Source organism: Alitabrizicola rongguiensis (assembly GCF_021491355.1).
Classification (GTDB): domain Bacteria; phylum Pseudomonadota; class Alphaproteobacteria; order Rhodobacterales; family Rhodobacteraceae; genus Aliitabrizicola; species Aliitabrizicola rongguiensis.
On sequence record NZ_JAKENF010000003.1, the window covers coordinates 457970 to 476498 of the forward strand.

An 18529-nucleotide genomic window follows, 5' to 3' on the forward strand; every position below is an offset into this window, starting at 1 on the left:
GACGGGGGGCTGTCTGCCCCCCGGCCGCCGGATGGCGGCTCCCCCCGAGGATATTTGTGAACAGAAGAAGGGGCTTGGCGGTGGAACTTCTGAGGAAGGCGAAGGGAACGACCGGCAAGGTTCACGACATCACGCCCGAAAGCGCGGGCTGGGGCTATGTGGGCTTCGGCCTTTATCGGCTGTCTCCCGGTGAGACGGTCGCCGAGGTGACGGACGACCGGGAGGTGATCCTGGTTCTGGTCGAGGGCAAGGCGCGCATCGGTGCGGGCGGCGTCGATCACGGCGAGATGGGCGCACGGATGGATGTCTTCGAGAAGACCCCGCCGCATTGCCTCTATGTTCCGAACGGCAGCGACTGGACGGCAACCGCCACGACGACCTGTACCCTGGCGGTCTGTTCGGCTCCGGGGACATCCGGCCGTCCGATGCGCCGGATCGGACCCGAGGGGATCACGCTCACGCCGCGGGGGCAGGGCGCAAACACGCGTTATATCAACAACATCGCGATGGAAGCTCAGGACTGGTGCGACAGCCTGCTGGTGACCGAGGTCTTCACCCCGCAGGGCAACTGGTCATCCTATCCGCCGCATCGTCATGACGAGGACGACTTTCCCCGGATGACCTACCTGGAGGAGACCTATTATCACCGGCTGAACCCGGCGCAGGGCTATGGGCTGCAGCGCGTCTATACCGAGGATGGCAGCCTCGACGAGACCATGGCGGTAAAGAACCACGACGTCGTGCTGGTGCCGAAGGGGCATCACCCCTGTGGCGCGCCCTATGGCTACGAGATGTACTACCTCAACGTCATGGCTGGCCCGATCCGGAAATGGCGGTTCCAGAACGATCCGGACCACGACTGGATATTCAAGCGCGACAACCCTGCCGCCTGAGGTCGCCTTGCCGAAGGCGGGCGTCCATGCGACGACAGGCGCAGAGGAGGCCCGATCCATGACCGACACCCCGATTCCGCAAAATCTTGTCCGCCGGACGCCCTGGCCCGAGGGGGTCAGCCGGCCGCTCGGCTCGCCGATCCAGCCATCAGTGGTGTTCGTTTCGGACAGTCCCGACCAGCTGGATGACCAGTATGGCGGCGCGGTCGACGGCTATACCTATTCGCGCGAGGGGCATCCCAACGCCGATGTGCTGGCACGCAAGATCGATGCGCTGGAAGGCGCGCCGGAGGCGGGCGGTGGCGGGCTGATCGTCGGCTCGGGGATGGCAGCGGTTTCGGCGGTGCTGCTTGGGCTTCTGAAGGCCGGCGACCATGTGGTGGGTGGATCCCAGCTGTATGGCCGGTCGCTGCGGCTGATGCGCGAGGACCTGCCGCGCTTCGGGGTCGGGGCGAGTCTCGCGGACCCGACCGATGCCACGACCTTCGCCGAGGCGCTGCGCCCCGAGACGAAGCTGATCCTGGTGGAGCTTGTCTCGAACCCGATCCTGCGGGTGGCCGATATCGACGGGATCGCCGCGCTGGCGCGCGAGCGGGGCATCCTGCTGGCGGTGGATGCGACCTTCTCGACCCCGCGTGCCTTCCATCCCTTCGCCCATGGCGCGGATATCGTGATCCATTCGGTGACGAAGCTGCTCGCCGGTCATTCCGACGTGACGCTTGGCTATGTCGCGACGCGAGACGCGGCTCATCGCAAGGCGATCTACGATTTCGCGGTCACGACCGGCCTGACACCAAGCCCCTTCGATTGCTGGCTGGCCGAGCGGGGGCTGATGACCTTCCACCTGCGCTATGACCGGGCCGAAGCCAATGCCAAGGCGCTGGCGGATCACCTGGCTGGCCTGCCGGGCATCAAGCGCACCGTCTATCCGCTGCGACCCGACCATCCCGACCAAAACCGGGCCGTGGGGATTCTGGGCGAGCGGGGCGGGAACATGGTGTCCTTCGAGCTGGAGGGTGGTCGCAACGCCGCCAATGCGCTGGTCCGTGCCATGCCGGGGATCGCCTTTGCCCCCACGCTTGGCGATATCGGGACGACGCTGTCGCATCCGGCCTCGACCTCGCATCGGGGCATGACCGCCGAGCAGCGGTCTGCAAATGGCATTTCCGAGGGGTTCTTCCGCATCTCGGTCGGCGTCGAGGACATCGATCTGTTGAAGCGGGACTTCACGCAGGGCGTCGCCGCCACCCTGGGAATCAGGGATTGATCCAGGGGGTCAGAGGGCGTCGAGGACGAGCCAGAGCCTGAGATCGGGGGCCAGCGCCTGAAGTTCGCGCTGGACCATCTCGGGATCGGGAAGATCGGCGGCGAGCGCCATCGCAACGCCTGAAAAGCCAAGCGACGCGAGGCGTTCCACGACCTGCGTCGCATCACAATCGGCGCCGATCAGGGGAAAGGTGACGATCGACGGCTGAAGTGTCTCCAGCAGCCTGGCATCAAGCCGGGCAAAGGCGGCAAAGACGGCATGGTCCACGCCGGCGGGCAGTTTGCCGCCAAGCGACAGTACCACCCTGTCCGCCGGAATGACCGGCGATGGGGCGGCGCGAAACCGGGTAATGCAACTCTCTTCGCACATCTGTGACAGGCGGTCCTTCATCATTCAATCGCGCAGTGCGCGAAATGGCGCGCGCTGCTCGCCTCCTGATTAAGTCCAGCGTTCCAGTGATGGCAAGGCTGTCAAGAATCCTTTACATGGGAACCGTTTACATTGTGGTCTCTTGGTCGCACCACAGGCGGCTTTTTCCCACGGGGCAGCATAATGGCGGAACTGGATTCGGCTCTGACGCTCTCACTGCTGCAGGCAGTGCCGATACCAATGGTGCTGATAGGCAAGGACGAGCGCATTGCCGGCGTGAATGCGGCGGCGACCGCGCTGTTCGGCGAGGGGATCACCGGGCGCCACTACATCATCGCCATGCGCCAGCCGCCCCTGCTGGACGCGATCGAGGGCACCCTGCGCCACCGCCAGCCGGGGATGGCCCGCCTTGTGCTGACCGGGCCGATGCGCGAGCAGAGTTTCCGCGTGACCGTCAGCCCGGTCGGGGGCATCGGACAGGAAGGTGTGGTCGCGGCCTTCGAAGATACGACCGAACTGGAACAGGCGGGTCAGATCCGCCGGGACTTCGTTGCGAATGTCAGCCATGAACTGCGCACGCCGCTGACTGCGCTTCTGGGCTTCATCGAGACCCTCAAGGGGGCAGCCCGCGAGGACGAGGTGGCGCGCGATCGCTTCCTGACCATCATGTCGCGCGAGGCAGAGCGGATGAACCGGCTGGTGCAGGACCTCCTTTCCCTGTCGAAGGTCGAGGCGATGGAGCGCGTGCGACCCACCGACAGGATCGACATCGTCGGCCTGCTCGGCCTTGCGGTGATGGCGCTGCGCCGCATGACCGACGAGGCGCGGGTGACGATCGAGATCACCGGCGAGCCGGGGCCGGTGATCGTACCGGCCGACTCCGACCAGATGACCCAGGTGTTTCACAACCTGATCGAGAACGCGGTGAAGTACGGCGGGCCGGACAAGGCGGTGACGATCCGCGTCACCCGGGAGGAGCGCGATGTGTCGCTCAGGGGGCCAGCGGTGCGGATCGATGTCATCGACCGGGGCGAGGGGATCGATCCGATCCACCTGCCGCGCCTGACCGAGCGCTTCTACCGCGTCGACAGCCACCGCTCGCGCGAGAAGGGTGGCACGGGGCTGGGCCTTGCCATCGTCAAGCACATCGTCAACCGCCATCGCGGGCGGTTCCGGGTGGAAAGCGAACTGGGCAAGGGCAGCATCTTTACCGTGATCCTGCCTGCCGGTTGAGGCTCATAGCCGCGCGATGCGCTCGGCCAGGAGGTCGAAAAAGCCGTTGGCATCGACGGTGCGGATGAACATCGCGTTCGGCGCGCGGTCTGTCACGCCCCACCAGTCGGCGACCGTCATGCCAAGGGTGAACTCGCCCTTGGTTTCGATCTCGACATTGATGTAGCGGCCCGAGAAGAGGTCCGGCCGGATCAGGTAGGCGATCACGGTCGGGTCGTGCAGCGGTGCGCCCTCGCTGCCGTATTTCGCCACGTCGAACCGCTCGAAGAAGTCTGTCCAGGCGGCAACCATGCGGCCGGCCTCTGTGCCCATGGCTCGGAACGCCTCGATGCGGGGCTTGGTGGTCAGGGCCTGATGGGTCATGTCGAGCGGCATCACAACGATCGGCGCGTCGGATTTGAACACGATTTCAGCAGCTTCCGGGTCGACATAGATGTTGAATTCAGCCGCCGGGGTGATGTTCCCGACCTCGAAATAGGCGCCGCCCATCAGCACGATCTCCTGCACGCGCTCGACGATGTCGGGGGCGCGCTGAAAGGCGGTGGCGATGTTCGTCAGCGGACCGAGCGGGCAGAGGGTGACGCTCTTTGCCGGTTCGCGGCGCAGCGTGTGGATGATGAAATCGACCGCATGCTGGGACTGGAGCGGCATGGTCGGGTCGGCCATGGGCGGGCCGTCGAGGCCGGTCTTGCCATGGACATGCTCTGCGGTGACCAGCTTGCGCTTCAGCGGCGCGTCGCAGCCGGCGAAGACCTTGGTGTCGCGCTTGCCAGCGAGCTCGCAGATGATGCGGGCGTTCTTCTGGGTCAGGGGCAGCGGCACGTTGCCGGCAACGGCGGTGATGCCCAGCACCTCCATGTCCTCGGGGCTGGCCAGCGCCAGCAGGATGGCCACGGCATCGTCCTGCCCGGGATCGGTGTCGATGATGATCTTGCGGGGGGTGGTCATGCGGGTCTCCTTCACTGGCGAGGCCAGAGCAAAGCCCATGCCGTCCGACTTGTCCAGATCGCGAGTCGGCTGGCGCGCGGTCGTCGGGCCTGCAAGAGTGGCGGCAAAGATGGGGGAAGGCAATGCAGGTGGACGTGGTGGTGATCGGCGCCGGGGCGGCGGGAATCGGGGCGGGTCAGGCGCTAGAGGCGCAGGGGCATAGCTTTGTCATCCTCGAGGCCGCGGACCGCGTCGGGGGCCGGGCATATACTGATCGCGTTTCCCTGCCTGACCCCTGGGATCAGGGTTGCCATTGGTTCCACTGCGCCGATGTGAACCCGCTGGTCGCCTGGGGCGAGCGGCTCGGGGCGGATTTCGAGCGCGAGGACCGCATCTCCTCGAACATGACGTGGGCAAATGGAACCTGGCAGGACGAGGCGGGTTTGGCCGAGTCGGGCGATGCTTTCGACCGCGCCTTCGCCGCCGTCTATGCCGCCGCGGCCGCCGGATCGGACGGGTCGCTCGATACGATCCTGCCGAACTCCGGTCCCTGGGCCAGGCAAATCCGCTACGTTGCCCGTCTGATGTCGAGCGGCGACCCGCAGGACGTTTCGGTCAGCGGCTATGCCGATTATGCCGATACCGAGGTGAACTATGTCGTGCGCAGCGGTCTGGGCGATCTGATCGAGCGGATGGCGTCGGGTCTGCCGATCCGGCTGAATACTGCGGTCACGGCGGTCGAGCAGCGGCCGGGCGGGGTGCGGGTGGTCACCGGAGCGGGGACGATCGAGGCAAGGGCAGCGATCGTGACGGTTTCGACCAATGTATTGGCGGCGGGTGCGATCCACTTCGACGCCCCGGATGCCCTGCCGGTGCTGGACAGGATCGCCGACGTGCCCTGTGGTGCCTATGAGAAGATCGCGATTGCCCTCCGCCGCCCGCCGATCGACCCTGGCGAGACGCAGTTTTGCTGGATTGAACCCGGACAGGGGCAGCCCCTGAGCTTTGAATTCGCGCCGACCCGGACGCCGATCCTTATCGCGCATGTGGGCGGATCGGATGCACGGGCGCTGGTTGCAGCCGGACGGCAGGCGATGATCGATCTGGGGGTTGAGCGGCTCGCGGATGCCTTCGGCTCGGCGATCCGGGGCGACGTGACCCATGCCGAGGTGACGGGCTGGCTGACCAATCCGCTGATCCGGGGCGCCTACAGCCATGCGAAACCCGGCCTTGCCGGGCGCCGGCGCGAGATGATCGCGGCCGAGACAGGCGATATCCTGTTCGCGGGCGAGGCATTCTCGCTGAAATGGGAAGCAACCGCGCATGGTGCCTGGCAGTCCGGGCAGGATGCGGCGAAGCGGGCAGCGGCGCGGATCGGCTAGTCCGCGCGGCCCTTTTCCTCGGCCTTGGCCCGGTTCCAGAGCGCGTCCATCTCGGCAAGGTCGCTCTGCTCGGGCCGGCGGCCGGTTTCGGCCAGCCAGTCCTCTATTCTGCGGAAGCGACGGGTGAACTTGGCATTGGCGGCACGGAGCGCGGCCTCGGGATCGACCTTCAGGTGGCGGGCGAGGTTGGCCATGACGAACAGGAGGTCGCCGAATTCCTCGGTGATCTCGGCCTCGGTCAGGGAGGTGCGCGCCTCGACCAGTTCCTGCGCCTCTTCTGCGATCTTCGCGACCACCTCGTCGGTCGAGGGCCAGTCGAAGCCCACGCGCGCGGCACGCTTCTGGAGTTTCACCGCCCGGGTCAGCGCGGGGAGGCCCATGGCGATGCCGTCGAGGACGCGGCCCTCGTCCTTGTCCGCCCGCTCGGCGGCCTTGATCCGTTCCCAGTCGGCAGTCTGCTGCTCGGCCGACTTGTCGCGGCTTTCCTCGCCAAAGACATGCGGGTGTCGGGCAAGCATCTTGTCCGAAATGGCGCGGTTCACGTCGGAGAAGTCGAAAAGCCCAGCATCCTCGGCCATTTGCGAGTGGAACACCACCTGAAGTAGCAGGTCCCCCAGCTCGCCCGGCAATTCGTCCCAGGCCTGCCGTTCGATCGCGTCGGCGACCTCGTGCGCCTCTTCGACGGTGTAGGGGGCGATGGTGGCGAAATCCTGCTCTATGTCCCAGGGGCAGCCGGTCACGGGGTCGCGCAGGCGGCGCATGATTTCCAGAAGGCGCTCGATCCCCGCCGATCCGTCGCGGACCAGCCTGTCGCTTGCCGTAGGGTCAAGAGTCGGTCGGGGCATTGCGGCGCTCGCTGTTTTCGGATTGTGTCAGGGGCTATGCCAGCGGCTTAGCGCTGCCTTCCCACGGAGTCCATGTATGCCCGTCGTTAACCGTATCGCCGACTATGCCGAAGAGATGAAAGGCTGGCGCCGTTACCTGCATCAGCATCCGGAGCTGGAGTTCCAGTGCCACAAGACCGCTGCCTGGATCGTCGAGCGGCTGAAGGAATTCGGCGTGGACGAGATCCATGAGGGCATCGCGGTGTCGGGCGTGGTCGGCATCATCAACGGGCAGGGGAAGGGACCGACCATCGGCCTGAGGGCCGACATGGATGCGCTGCCGATCGGCGAGCTGACCGGAGCAGAGTATGCCTCGACGGTGCCCGGAAAGATGCATGCCTGCGGCCATGACGGGCATGTGACGATGCTGCTTGGCGCTGCGAAGTACCTCTGCGAGACGCGGAATTTTGCGGGTCGCGTGGCGCTTCTGTTCCAGCCGGCGGAAGAGGATGGCGGCGGCGGCGAGGTGATGGTCAAGGAAGGGGTGATGGACCGCTTCCGCATCACCCAAGTCTATGGCATCCACAATGCCCCGAACATGCCCTTCGGCAAGTTCATCACAACGCCCGGCCCGCTGATGGCGGCGGTCGATACGGCGACGGTGCGGGTCATCGGCCGGGGCGGTCATGGCGCAACCCCGCACGAGACGGTGGACCCGGTTGTGGCCATCGTCGGCATGGTGTCGGCGCTGCAGACGATCATCAGCCGCAACCTCTACACGCTCGACGACCTCGTGCTGTCGGTGACCCAGATCCATACTGGCACCGCTTCGAACATCATCCCAGAGGACGGCTGGTTCTGCGCGACGATCCGCACCTTCACTCCAGAGGTGCGGGCGATGGTCGAGAAACGCTTCCGCGAGATCGTCGAGGGCCACGCTGCGGCCTACAATGTCGATGTCGAGATCAAGTACGAGCTTGGCTATCCGCCCACGGTGAACCACCCGGCCGAGACGGAATTCGCTGCGAAGGTCGCCGCCGAGATCTCGGGCGAGGATCTGGTCGATGCCAATTCCCCGCGCGAGATGGGGTCCGAGGATTTCGCCTACATGCTCGAGGCGCGTCCGGGGGCCTACCTGTTCCTCGGGACCGGGCCGGGCGCGAATGGCGGGGCGGGGCTGCACCATCCCGGCTTCGACTTCAACGACGAAGCGGCGCCGGTTGGGGCGAGTTTCTTCGTGAAGCTGGTCGAGCGGGCCCAGCCGGTCGCGTAAGGCGGCCGGGAATGGGGGCTGTCTGCCCCCCTCGGCCTTCGGCCTCACCCCCCGAGGATATTTGGGAACAGAAGAAATCAGCGGCGGATCAGCGGGATCAGGCCGAAGCCGATCTGCCCGGCAAGGCCAAGCATTCCGGCAGGTTTCATCAACCCGTATGCCAACTGCACCCAGGATTGGCCGAAGCCCCATCGGCCCAGGGCCAGTTCTGCCCCCATCAGCAGCAGAAAGGCGACAATCCCCATGCCCAGCCGGCTGGCACGGTCAGGCAGGGGCCAGCGTTGCAGCACCTTTCCCGCCGCCAACCAGCTGACGGCCAGCATCAGGGGCAGTTCCAGCGCGACGGCGGCAAACGGTCCGATGGCCGGAGCAATGAAGAGCACGCGACCGGTGCCAAGCAGGAAACCCATCGCGAAGGACACGGCGGTATAGGCAAGAGCAGGGCGAAGGAGGTGCATGCGATCTCCGAGAGGGCTGGTGTTTTTTGATCAAATCTGTATTCTGACTGCGCAGTCAATACGACTCGCGCAACCGATGGAGTGATCCTTGACAGCCCAGAACTTCGCTGCCCAGTCCCTTTGGGAGATGGACCGCGCGCATGCCCTGCATCCCTGGACCAATTTCGGCCCGTTCGAGGACCAAGGCGCGCTCGTCATCAGCCGAGGCGAGGGCTGTTGGCTGTGGGATGCCAACGGACAAAAGTATTTCGACGCGGTCGGCGGGTTGTGGTGCACCAATATCGGCCTTGGTCGGCGCGAGATGGCTCGGGCCATTGCCGACCAGGCAGAGCGGCTGGCCTTCTCCAACACCTTCGTCGACATGACCAACGACCCCTCGGCGCGGCTGGCGGCGAAGCTCGCCGAACTGGCGCCGGGCGATCTGAACCGGGTGCATTTCACCACCGGCGGCTCGACGGCGGTCGATACGGCGGCGCGGATGGTGCAGTATTACCAAAGCTGCATGGGCCGTCCGCAGAAGATGGACATCGTCGCCCGCGACTACAGCTATCACGGCTCGACATACCTTTCGCAGTCGGTCGGCAAGCGGCCCGGCGACCGGGTGGACGAGTTCCGCTACAAGACCGACGGTATCCACCACCTGTCGGTGCCGAACCCCTATCGCCGGCCCGCGGGGATGACTGAGGCCGAGTTTTGCGATGCGCTGGTGCGCGAGTTCGAGGACCTGATCGACCGCGTCGGTGCCGACCGGATCGGCGGCTTCTTTGCCGAACCGATCCAGGCCTCGGGCGGGGTCATCGTGCCGCCGGAGGGCTATCTGAAACGGATGTGGGAGGTCTGCCGCAAGCATGACATCCTGTTCGTCGCCGACGAGGTCGTCACGGCCTTTGGGCGGCTCGGCCACTGGTTCGCCTCGTGGGACGAGTTCGGCGTGCAGCCCGACATCATCTGCACCGCCAAGGGCCTGTCCTCGGGCTATATCCCGATCGGGGCGATGATCTTCTCGGATCGCGTCTGGAACGCGATGGCGGCGCAAGGCGAACGCTGGTTCACCTCGGGCTTCACCTATTCTGGCCATCCGGTGGCCTGCGCGGCCAGCCTGAAGAACATCGAGATTCTCGAGCGCGAGGACTTGCTGGGCAATGCCGCGCGGGTCGGTGCGGTGTTCGAGCGCGAACTCAAGGCGCTGGAACATCATGCCATCGTCGGGCAGGTGCGCGGCAAGAAGCTGATGATGTGCGTCGAGAACGTCGCCGACAAGGAGACGAAGGCGCTGCTGCCGGACGAGTTGAACATCGGCAAGCGTATCTCGGATGTCTGCGAGGGGATGGGCCTGATGGTGCGCCCGATCGGCCATCTGAACGTCATGTCGCCGCCTCTGGTCCTGACCGAGGAGGATGTGGGCTTCATCACCCGTACGCTCGACAAGGCCATCGGCAAAGTCACAGACCAGCTGGTGCGCGAGGGCGTGAAACTCGGCTGATTTGATCAAATACTGATCTTGACAGGAAGCCCCCGGCGGGGCTTCCTGCGCGGCGACCGGATCTGCGGTGTCTCCGGCCCCGAACGATTCCGCCTATCTCACCAGAGAGGATCGTCATGGCACTGGAAAATGCCAAGAACGAGGTCGACACCGCCTTCACCCGCAAGGGCCTGCGGGGCTATTCCTTCGAGAATGCCTTCGGCGGGGCCACGAGTTTCCTGCGCCGCACCTACACCAAGGACCTGACCGGGGTCGATCTGGCGGTCACCGGCGTGCCTTTCGACCAGGCGGTAACGCACCGGACCGGCACCCGTTTCGGACCGCGCGCCATTCGCGAGGCCTCGACCCTGCAGCCCTATGACCCGCCTTTCGGCTGGGGCACCGACCCGCTGGAGGAACTGAGCGTCATCGACTATGGCGATGTCGCCTTCGACTATGCCAAGACCTCGGACTTTCCCGACACGCTGACCGAGCATATCCGCACGATCCTGACGGCCGGGGCAGGTACAGTGACGCTTGGGGGGGACCACTTCATCACCTTCCCGATCCTCAAAGCCTATGCCGAGAAGTTCGGGCCCGTAGCGGTGATCCATTTCGACGCGCATTCCGACCTCTGGCCGGATGACGACATGACCCGGATCGATCATGGCACGATGATGTACAAGGCGGTGAAGACCGGCCTCGTCGATGCGACCCACTCGGTCCAGATCGGCATCCGTACCACGACCGAGGATTATCTTGGCGTCAACGTGATCGACGCGCGCACGGTGCATGAGGAAGGCGTGGCCCGCGTGGTCGAGCGGGTCAAGGCCATCGTCGGTGATCGGCCAGTCTACCTGACCTTCGACATCGATGCGCTCGACCCGGCTTTCGCGCCCGGCACCGGCACGCCGGTCTGGGGCGGGTTGGCGTCGTGGCAGGCGGCGGCGATGCTGCGCGACCTCGCGGGGATCCACATCATCGGCGGGGATATCGTCGAGGTTTCGCCGCCCTATGACACGACCGGAGCGACGGCGATCGCGGGGGCGCATGTTGCCTATGAGATCATCGCGCTTTACGCTTGGAACAAGGCGCATCGCAAATGACGAAGCTCGGCGTTGCGGCAATTGCGCTGGTCGTCGTGGTCGGGGCGTTCGGCGCCTATGTGCGTCTTGCCCCATCTGATCCGGCGGTGTGGCATGTCGATCCGTTGACGGCGGCGAAGCCCGCGACGCCGAATTTCTATCTGCTGCGCGAAGGCGACGGCGACGCAGCGCCGCTGTTCCTGCCGCTTCCGCCGGATCAGGCGGCGGCAAAGGTGCAGGCCGTTGCGATGGCAACTCCGCGCACGCAGGTGCTGGCGGGGCAGGGCGACTGGGTGACCTATGTCACCCGGTCGGCGCTCTGGGGCTTCCCCGACTACACCAGCGTCCGGGTCGTGCCGGCTGCGGGCGGATCGCAGGTTGTGATTTTCGCCCGTTCGCGCTTCGGCAAGGGTGACCTCGGCGTGAACCGGGCGCGGGTCGAGGACTGGGCGAAAAGGCTCGCCCAGTAACTCACTTCTCGGGGATCAGGCCGCGCGGACTGAAGCGCAGGACCAGAAGCAGGATCACCCCCATCGACAGAAGCCGCATATGCGGCGCAGAGTCGACGAGGTGCTGCTTCAGCGGACCGTCCGCCATCGCCGCCGTAACACCGCCCATGATGGCCGGGCCGATGCTTTCCACGATCAGCCACAGCCAGCCGATCAGGAGGCCGCCCAGCACGGTGCCCCAGTTGTTGCCCGACCCGCCGACGATGACCATCACCCAGATCAGGAAGGTATAGCGCAGCGGGTTGTAGGTGCCCGGGGTCAGCTGCCCGTCCATCGAGGTCATCATGGCGCCGGCGATACCGATCAGCGCCGAACCGAGGATGAACACCTGAAGGTGGCGGCGGGTAACGTCCTTGCCCATCGCCTCGGCCGCGACCTCGTTGTCGCGGATGGCGCGCATCATCCGGCCCCAGGGCGATTTCAGCGCCCGCTCGGTCAGCCAGATCGCGATCAGCAGGACGGCGGCGAAGAGCGAGGTGTAGCAGAGCTTCACGAAGATAGTGGAGGTTGCGACCGGGTCCAGCTCCCACCGCGTGGTGAAATCGAGGAAGGCCGGGTTCTGCTGCAGGTTTACCTCGTAGGGCACCGGCCAAGGCCGCGGCAGTTTCAGGACGTTCTTGACGCCGCGATCCAGCCAGTCCTCGTTGCGCAGGACCGAGGTGATGATCTCGGCGATCCCGAGCGTGGCGATGGCGAGGTAGTCCGAGCGCAGGCCAAGGGCCGTCTTGCCGATCGCCCAGGCGGCGAGAGCGGCGAAAAGACCGCCAACGGGCCAGGCCAGAAGCGAGGGCAGGCCAAGCCCGCCAAGGTTGCCGTAGGTCGCCGGGTTGTTGGCCTCGACCGCGGTGACAGCCGGATCGAAGACGGCGCGGAACAGGAAGAAGCCACCGATCAGGATCGCCAGAAGCACCAGCGTGCGCAGACGGCCGGCGGCCATCCGCTTCCACGCGAAGATCGCGGCGGCGATGGTCGCTGCGCCAAGGAGCAGACCGAAGACGATTCCGGGACCGCCGGCTGCCCAGGCATCGGGCGTCGGCTCTGCCGAAGTCAGCACGACCGCAAGCCCGCCAAGGGCGACAAAGCCCATGACGCCCGTGTTGAAGAGGCCGGCATAGCCCCACTGCATGTTGACGCCGAGCGCCATGATCGTCGCCAGCAGCGCGGTGTTCAGGATCGAGAGCGAGACGTTCCAGCTGAGCAGGAAACCGGTCAGCGCATAGAGCCCCGCCATCGCGGCGAACAGGAAGAAGTTGCGCGACATCATATGGATTTCCCCTTGAAGATGCCGGTCGGCGCGAACAGGAGCACGATGATGAGGATCACGAAGCTGACCGCCAGCTTGTAGTCGGTAGACAGAAGCTGCAGCAGGCTGTCAGGGGCCAGACTTTCCGGCAGGACATAGGTCGCGACCTTCTTCCAGGCATAGGTCACCATCACCTCGGAAAAGGCGATAACGAAGCCGCCCGCGATGGCGCCAAGCGGGTTGCCGAGGCCGCCGACGATGGCCGCCGCGAAGATGGGCAGGAGCAACTGATAATAGGTGAAGGGGCGGAAGCTCTTGTCGAGGCCGTAAAGAACCCCCGCAATGGTGGCAAGCGCCGCGGCGATGATCCAGGTCACCTGCACCACGCGGTCGGGGTTGATGCCAGAGAGCAGCGCCAGATCCTCGTTGTCCGAGAAGGCGCGCATCGACTTGCCGGTGCGGGTCTTCTGCAGGAACCAGAACAGCAGTGCCACCACGACCACGGCGGTTATCACGGTGATCGCCTGCGTCGACTTGATCGCCAGACCCTCGGCCAGGCTGGTCGCCGCCTTGAAGTCGCCGGCCGAGATCAGGAAGCGCCCGCCATCGGCAAAGTTCTGTTCGTCGACCCCGATCACCAGGCGGACGATGCCGTTCATCACGAACATCACACCGAGCGAGACGATGACAAGGATCGACGGCGCCGCCTTCTGCCGGCGGTAGAAGCGATAGACCACGCGGTCGGTCAGCAGGACAACGCCGGCAGTCGCGGCGATGGCGAAGGGCAGGGCCAGAAGCGCGGTCGGCAGCACGCCGAAGGAGATGCCATGCGACTGGAACCACCAGGTCAACAGGATGGTGATGGCCGTGCCGAAAGCCATCGTGTCGCCATGCGCGAAGTTCGAGAAGCGCAGGATGCCGTAGATTAGCGTCACCCCAAGCGCGCCAAGTGCCAACTGTGAGCCATAGGCCAGCCCCGGAACGGCGACGAAGTTCAGGAAGGTGATGAGGGCGTTCAGAACGTCCATTGTCTCAGGTCTCCTGCACGCATTGGCCGATCATCGTCTCGGCATGCGGGCCATCAAGCTCTTCCTGGATGGTCACGATCACTGCGCCATCGGGCAATAGCGACAGCATGACCGCGATCGAATCCGGCGAAGCGATGGCGAAGGTCTGCATCTCGGCCGCGGGCGGCGCGATGCGACGCAGCTTGACCTGATCGCCGTCGATGGACGCGCCATAGCCTTCGGGCGTCGGTGTCAGGACAAAGCTGTCCATCGCCGCCTGGCAGGTCTCGCCCACGATGCAAATCCGGTCGATCCGGCAATCATAGGTCGCCTGGGAGCCTGCCTGCGCGGCGGTGGCGCCAAGACAGAGGAGCAAGAGCCAGCGCATGTCTCAGCCCCCCAGGAAGGTGCGGCGGACATCGGGATCGGCCAGCAGAGCCTTGCCCGTGTCGGTGTAGCGGTTGGCACCCTGGACCAGCACATAGCCGCGATCGGCGATCTCGAGCGCCTGGCGGGCGTTCTGCTCGACCATCAGGATCGAGATGCCAGTGCGGGCGACCTCGATGATCCGGTCGAAGAGTTCATCCATGACGATGGGCGACACGCCGGCGGTTGGTTCGTCCAGCATCAGGACCTGGGGCTGAGTCATCAGCGCCCGGCCCACGGCGACCTGCTGGCGCTGGCCGCCGGAAAGCTCGCCTGCGGCCTGACGGCGCTTGTCACGCAGGATCGGGAAGAGGTGATAGACCTGTTCCATCGTCTGGCGGATGTCGTCGCGGCGCAGGAAGGCGCCCATCTCGAGGTTTTCCTCGACCGTCATCGAGGTGAAGATGTTGTGGGTCTGCGGGACAAAGGCCATGCCCTTGGCGACGCGGGCCTGCGGCGACAGGGCGGTGATGTCCTCGCCGTTCAGCCGGACCTTGCCGCCGCGCAGGTTCAGCATGCCGAAGACCGCCTTCATCGCGGTAGACTTGCCGGCGCCGTTCGGGCCGACGATCACCGCGATCTGGCCCTTGTCGACCGAGATCGTGCAGTCGTTGAGGATGTTCACGGCGCCGTAGCCGCCGGTCATCGCCTCGCCGATGAGGAAGGGCTCAGCCATGGGCGGCTCCCGAATTTTCTGGCGAAAATTCTCCGCCGGCTCCGTAAATTCCTGAATTTTCGCCAGAAAATTCGTGCAGCTCGCGCTCACGCATGCGCGGCTTCCTCCTTGACCTTGTTCTTCAGGCCGCGGCCCAGATAGGCTTCGATCACCCGCTCGTCGCTCTTGACGACATCGACCGGACCCTGGGCCAGCACCTTGCCCTCGGCCATCACGATCACCGGATCGCAGAGGCGGGCGATGAAATCCATGTCATGCTCGATGACGCAGAAGGTATAGCCGCGCTCCTTGTTCAGCCGCACGATGGCATCGCCGATCGTGTTCAGGAGCGTGCGGTTCACGCCGGCGCCCACCTCGTCCAGAAAGACGATCTTGGCATCGACCATCATCGTCCGACCGAGTTCCAGGAGCTTCTTCTGCCCGCCCGAGATGTTGGCGGCCTTCTGGTCGGCCAGATGGCTGATGGTCAGAAAGTCGAGCACCTCGTCGGCCTTTTCGCGAAGGCGCTTCTCTTCCGCGGCGATGCGGCCACGCGAGAAGACCGCGTTCCAGATCGTCTCGCCATGCTGGGACGCGGGCACCATCATAAGGTTCTCGCGCACGGTCATGGAACCGAATTCATGGGCGATCTGGAAGGTGCGCAAAAGGCCCTTGTGGAACAGCTCGTGCGGCGAAAGGCCGGTGATGTCCTCGCCATCCATGATGACGCGGCCAGAGGTGGGCTTGAGGCGTCCGGCGATGACGTTGAAGAGCGTGGTCTTGCCTGCGCCATTCGGTCCGATCAACCCGGTGATCGAGCCGGTCTCGATCCGGATCGATGCCCCGTCCACAGCGTGGAAACCGCCGAAATGTTTGTGCAGATCCTCGACGACGATCATGCGGCAACCCCCAGTCTTCCCCGCTCTCGTTCCCGCGGTGGCCGCGGTCGGGCAGGTGTTTCTATTGGCAACGGCCCGGGCGTATGTCCGGGCCGTTCCTTCTTGTCAACAGTCGATCGCGGATGCGCGGATCAACGGAAGCCGACGGTCTCGTTCTTGCCGTCCTTCACGACGATCTCGCGATAGCGGCCGGCGCTTTCGCCCGGGCCGACGAGAGTGACGGCGGTCGCACCCTCGTAGTCGATCGCGGTGCCGGCTGCGAGCAGTTCCAGACCTTTCGCGAGTTCGCCGGGATAGATCTTCTCGCCGGGGCCGTTGGCGATTTCCATGATCTTTTCCTTGTAGACCTTGGGATCGCTCGACTTGGCGGCCTGCATCGCCAGCAGGATGAGCGCGGCGGCGTCATAGCTCTCGGGCGAGTAGGCCGAGGTGCCGTCCATGCTGATCGCCTTCATCATCTCTTCGAAGGTCTTGGCGCCGACCGAGTCCGAACCGGCGATCTGGCCGAAGGAGCCGTCCAGGCCCGGTCCGATGGCGGTGGGAAGCGAGTCGCCGATCATGCCGCCCGGCAGACCGAAGGTCGAGAAGGCACCCGAGTCGAGCGAGGCCTGGATGATGCCCTTGCCGCCCTGGTCCAGGTAGCCGGCCACGACGAGGATGTCGCCGCCCGCCGAAGCCAGCGCCGCGACTTCGGCCGAGTAGTCGGCCTTGCCGTCGTCGTGGGGCACGTTGATCGTGACCTTGCCGCCCTTCGCCTCGAAGCTCTTGGCGATCGATTCCGCCAAACCCTTGCCGTAGTCGTTGTTGGTGTAGGTCAGGGCGATCGACTTGATGCCCTTTTCGGTCAGGATGTCGGCCATGACTTCGCCTTCACGCGCATCCGAAGGCGCGGTCCGGAAGAACAGGCCATCATCCTCGGCTGTGGAAAGGGCCGGCGAGGTAGCGGACGGCGAGACCATCACCATGCCGTTCGGGCGGGCGACGTTCTGCAGGATAGCGCCGGTCACACCAGAGCAGTCGCCGCCGATGATGCCGTTGACCTTATCGGTGGTGATGAGCTTTTCAGCGGCGGCGGTCGCCGCGGCGGTGTCGATCGCGCAGGTGGTGTCGCCCTTCAGCGTCACGACGGTGGCGCCGCCGAGCAGCTTGCCGGAATCCGACACTTCCTTGGCCGCCATTTCGGCCGCCGCGTTCATCGCCGGGGTCAGCGATTCGATCGGGCCGGTGAAGCCGATCAGAACGCCAAGCTTGACCTCTTCGGCACTTGCGACGCCGGCCATCAGCGCCGTGATCGCGGACGCCGTAAGCAGTTTTTTCATTTTTTACTCCCGTGTTGGAACAAAGTCCTGAGCGCAACCTAGAGGGCCGCGTTGAAAAAGAAAAGTGTCCAGAATCGCCGCCAACCTCAGGTTGTCGCGGCGCTCTGAAGCAGATGTGATCGGCGTTTCGTGGCGGTTCGGTTGCACCGCGTTAGCTGTTTGCCGAAGGCAGGATCGAGGCGGAGAAAGCGATGCGCAAGGGTGGGCGTTCACGGATCTGGGCAGGTCTCGCGGCCGGATTTGTCGGCCTATCACTGGCTGGAGCGATCATGGCGGCGGAACCGCTCCGCGTGACCGAGATGGCCGCAGACCTTGATGAGCCCTGGGGGCTGGGCTTTCTGCCTGATGGGAGGTTCTTCGTTACCGAACGGGACGGACGCCTGTCCCTTTACCCGGCATCCGGGGGCGAGCCGCTCATGTCTTTCGACGGATTTCCCGATCTGGTGGCAGAGGGGCAGGGCGGTCTCCTCGACGTCATGGTTCCCCGCAACGTATCCGCGCGCCGGGAAGTCCTGGTCAGCTATGCGCGGGCGCAAGGCGAAGGGTCCGGGACGGCGCTCGCCGCACTGCGCTTTTCCCCGGACTTCACCGAGGTGACCGAGGTGAAGGTTCTGTTCGAAATGGTGCCGGGCAGCAATGGCGGGCGCCATTTCGGATCTCGGATCGTCGAGGCGCCGGATGGCACGATCTTCCTGACGATCGGCGAGCGTGGCGCGGGGATGCCGGCACAGGATCCTGCCCGGCATGAGGGTTCGGTCGTGCATCTGCGGCGGGACGGAAGCCCCGCCTCGCCCGGCCTTTTCGGCGAAAAGGGACTTCCCGAACTTTACTCGAAGGGCCACCGCAACCCGCAGGGCGCGGCGCTGGACGCGAGCGGTCAGCTTTGGGTCGTCGAGCATGGGGCGCAGGGGGGCGACGAACTCAACCGTGTCGAGCCGGGGCGCAACTACGGTTGGCCGGTCATCAGCTATGGCAAGAACTACGGCGGCGGTCAGATCGGGCAGGGGACATCGGCCCCCGGGCTCGAGCAGCCGGTGCATTTCTGGGACCCCTCGATTGCGCCGTCAGGGATGGTCTTCCTGTCAGGACGCATGTTCCCGGAATGGGAGGGCGACATCTTCATCGGCAGTCTGAAGTTCGACTACATCGCCCGGCTCGATCCGGACGATGGCTATCGCGAGACGCGCATCGCGTTGCCGCAGACAGGGCGGGTGCGGGATGTCCGCGAGGGGCCGGATGGAGCGATCTGGTTCCTGTCGGTCAATGACGGGGCTGTCTATCGCCTGTCGCGATCCTAG

19 protein-coding genes are annotated in these 18529 nt (G+C 65.2%); 9 read left to right on the forward strand and 10 right to left on the reverse strand.

The features are described from left to right. Nucleotides 1-80 precede the first annotated feature (80 nt). The gene (iolB, locus tag L0V05_RS13710; RefSeq protein WP_234871377.1) at nt 81-893 is read left to right on the forward strand and encodes a 5-deoxy-glucuronate isomerase; all 813 of its coding nucleotides are present in this window, start codon (nt 81-83) and stop codon (nt 891-893) included. Nucleotides 894-951: 58 nt separating this feature from the next. Next, a complete protein-coding gene (locus L0V05_RS13715; RefSeq protein ID WP_234871379.1) occupies nt 952-2160 on the forward strand; it encodes a trans-sulfuration enzyme family protein in 1209 nt (402 codons plus the stop codon). Between the two features lie 9 nt (nt 2161-2169). On the opposite strand, the gene L0V05_RS13720 is transcribed toward L0V05_RS13715, so the two are convergent. After that, nucleotides 2170-2553 carry a hypothetical protein gene (locus L0V05_RS13720; RefSeq protein WP_234871381.1) on the reverse strand — a complete coding sequence of 128 codons (384 nt, stop codon included), beginning with the start codon at nt 2551-2553 and terminating at the stop codon, nt 2170-2172. 159 nt (nt 2554-2712) lie between these two features. Between L0V05_RS13720 and L0V05_RS13725 the strand changes: the two genes are divergently transcribed. After that, nucleotides 2713-3762, forward strand: a complete 1050-nt coding sequence (locus tag L0V05_RS13725) for a sensor histidine kinase (protein WP_234871383.1) — start codon at nt 2713-2715, stop codon at nt 3760-3762. Between the two features lie 3 nt (nt 3763-3765). Here the strand turns inward: L0V05_RS13725 and L0V05_RS13730 are convergent, their stop codons facing one another. After that, nucleotides 3766-4710, reverse strand: a complete 945-nt coding sequence (locus L0V05_RS13730) for a nucleoside hydrolase (RefSeq protein WP_234871385.1) — start codon at nt 4708-4710, stop codon at nt 3766-3768. Nucleotides 4711-4832: 122 nt separating this feature from the next. Here L0V05_RS13730 and L0V05_RS13735 point away from each other — a divergent pair, with 122 nt between their 5' ends. After that, the gene (locus L0V05_RS13735; protein ID WP_234871387.1) at nt 4833-6071 is read left to right on the forward strand and encodes a flavin monoamine oxidase family protein; all 1239 of its coding nucleotides are present in this window, start codon (nt 4833-4835) and stop codon (nt 6069-6071) included. Here the strand turns inward: L0V05_RS13735 and mazG are convergent. Beyond that, nucleotides 6068-6916 carry a nucleoside triphosphate pyrophosphohydrolase gene (gene mazG / locus L0V05_RS13740; protein WP_234871389.1) on the reverse strand — a complete coding sequence of 283 codons (849 nt, stop codon included), beginning with the start codon at nt 6914-6916 and terminating at the stop codon, nt 6068-6070. The genes L0V05_RS13735 and mazG overlap by 4 nt on opposite strands. A gap of 76 nt (nt 6917-6992) precedes the next feature. Here mazG and L0V05_RS13745 point away from each other — a divergent pair, with 76 nt between their 5' ends. Beyond that, a complete protein-coding gene (locus L0V05_RS13745) occupies nt 6993-8168 on the forward strand; it encodes a M20 aminoacylase family protein (RefSeq protein ID WP_234871390.1) in 1176 nt (391 codons plus the stop codon). A gap of 77 nt (nt 8169-8245) precedes the next feature. Here L0V05_RS13745 and L0V05_RS13750 read toward each other — a convergent pair whose 3' ends face one another. Next, complete coding sequence (locus L0V05_RS13750; RefSeq protein WP_234871392.1) at nt 8246-8626, reverse strand: hypothetical protein; 381 nt, start codon at nt 8624-8626, stop codon at nt 8246-8248. Between the two features lie 88 nt (nt 8627-8714). On the opposite strand from L0V05_RS13750, the gene L0V05_RS13755 reads away from it, so the two are divergent. The 3 genes from L0V05_RS13755 to L0V05_RS13765 all read left to right on the forward strand — a co-directional run bounded on the left by L0V05_RS13755 (nt 8715) and on the right by L0V05_RS13765 (nt 11643). After that, complete coding sequence (locus tag L0V05_RS13755) at nt 8715-10109, forward strand: aminotransferase (RefSeq protein WP_234871394.1); 1395 nt, start codon at nt 8715-8717, stop codon at nt 10107-10109. A 116-nt stretch (nt 10110-10225) separates the two neighbouring features. Then, a complete protein-coding gene (gene speB / locus L0V05_RS13760) occupies nt 10226-11194 on the forward strand; it encodes an agmatinase (RefSeq protein ID WP_234871396.1) in 969 nt (322 codons plus the stop codon). Continuing rightward, nucleotides 11191-11643, forward strand: coding sequence for a DUF1499 domain-containing protein (locus tag L0V05_RS13765; RefSeq protein ID WP_234871398.1), 453 nt, complete (start codon nt 11191-11193; stop codon nt 11641-11643). The genes speB and L0V05_RS13765 overlap by 4 nt, the downstream gene beginning before the upstream one ends. Nucleotide 11644: 1 nt before the next feature. On the opposite strand, the gene L0V05_RS13770 is transcribed toward L0V05_RS13765, so the two are convergent. The 6 genes from L0V05_RS13770 to L0V05_RS13795 form a co-directional block, all read right to left on the reverse strand. Continuing rightward, complete coding sequence (locus L0V05_RS13770; protein ID WP_234871400.1) at nt 11645-12943, reverse strand: branched-chain amino acid ABC transporter permease; 1299 nt, start codon at nt 12941-12943, stop codon at nt 11645-11647. Next, nucleotides 12943-13953, reverse strand: coding sequence for a branched-chain amino acid ABC transporter permease (locus L0V05_RS13775; protein WP_234871402.1), 1011 nt, complete (start codon nt 13951-13953; stop codon nt 12943-12945). Before L0V05_RS13775 ends, L0V05_RS13770 begins: the two co-directional genes overlap by 1 nt. Before the next feature lie 4 nt (nt 13954-13957). Then, nucleotides 13958-14320: a hypothetical protein gene (locus tag L0V05_RS13780; protein WP_234871404.1), complete on the reverse strand. Its 363-nt coding sequence runs from the start codon at nt 14318-14320 to the stop codon at nt 13958-13960. Nucleotides 14321-14323: 3 nt separating this feature from the next. After that, nucleotides 14324-15034 carry an ABC transporter ATP-binding protein gene (locus L0V05_RS13785; RefSeq protein ID WP_234871406.1) on the reverse strand — a complete coding sequence of 237 codons (711 nt, stop codon included), beginning with the start codon at nt 15032-15034 and terminating at the stop codon, nt 14324-14326. A gap of 86 nt (nt 15035-15120) precedes the next feature. Beyond that, complete coding sequence (locus tag L0V05_RS13790) at nt 15121-15912, reverse strand: ABC transporter ATP-binding protein (protein WP_234871408.1); 792 nt, start codon at nt 15910-15912, stop codon at nt 15121-15123. A 131-nt stretch (nt 15913-16043) separates the two neighbouring features. Continuing rightward, nucleotides 16044-17231, reverse strand: a complete 1188-nt coding sequence (locus L0V05_RS13795; protein ID WP_234871410.1) for an ABC transporter substrate-binding protein — start codon at nt 17229-17231, stop codon at nt 16044-16046. Nucleotides 17232-17422: 191 nt separating this feature from the next. Between L0V05_RS13795 and L0V05_RS13800 the strand changes: the two genes are divergently transcribed. Then, nucleotides 17423-18529 carry a PQQ-dependent sugar dehydrogenase gene (locus L0V05_RS13800; RefSeq protein ID WP_234871412.1) on the forward strand — a complete coding sequence of 369 codons (1107 nt, stop codon included), beginning with the start codon at nt 17423-17425 and terminating at the stop codon, nt 18527-18529.